Annotated in this window: 1 protein-coding gene; it reads left to right on the forward strand. The window is 42.6% G+C overall.

What is annotated here, in order from left to right; translation table 11 throughout:
* Window positions 1-781, forward strand: a 781-nt coding sequence (locus ACNOHI_RS24730; protein ID WP_420477385.1) for a GDSL-type esterase/lipase family protein, incomplete at both ends; no start/stop codon positions are given.

Here is a 781-nt window from a genome sequence, read left to right on the forward strand (position 1 = left end):
TTTTTCAAATCTTCAGCTTCCGCGGTTCTGGGCGCCCGCTGTATATGTTAAGATAGGCTTTACGGGGGCCAATTGTGAGATCGTAGTGAATGATGAGGTGTTGTACGGTAAATCACATAATTATATTTCTGTTGTAATAGATGATATGCCTGCTAAACGAATAAAGCTAACGGGGAAGGTAAACAGAATAAAGGTAGCCGAAAATCTAGGAGGTAAGCATCATACAATGCTGCTTTGTAAAAGCACCGAGTCTAACATTGGCTATATTGAATTTGCCGGGATTTATTGCGGGGGCCTCTGGCATCTGCCAAAAGAACCTTCACGTAAAATTGAGTTTATTGGAAATTCAATAACCTGTGGAACTGGGAGTGATACTTCCGGGTATAAGTGCGGAAATGGAGAGTGGTATGACCAGCATAACGCTTATATGAGTTATGGTCCGGTTACAGCAAGGGCATTGGATGCCCGGTGGCAGCTCACTGCATTTTCGGGAATAGGGCTAATGAAAAGCTGTTGTGAGATAAAGGTGGTTATGCCTGATATCTTTGACAAGATTAACCTGTTGGATAATAAACTTGTATGGGACTTTAAAAAATTCCAGCCGGATGTAGTGACCGTCTGTTTAGGCCAGAATGATGGAGTACAGGATTCCGCAGTTTTTTGCTCTGAGTACCTGAAGTTTATCCACCGTTTGCGGGCGTACTATCCGTCAAGTACTATTATCTGTCTTTCGAGTCCCATGGCAGATACTCAGCTTTTTGAAGTACAAAAGGAGTATTTG

The organism is Noviherbaspirillum sp. ST9 (genome assembly GCF_048799745.1).
In the GTDB taxonomy this organism is placed as follows: domain Bacteria; phylum Pseudomonadota; class Gammaproteobacteria; order Burkholderiales; family Burkholderiaceae_D; genus Noviherbaspirillum.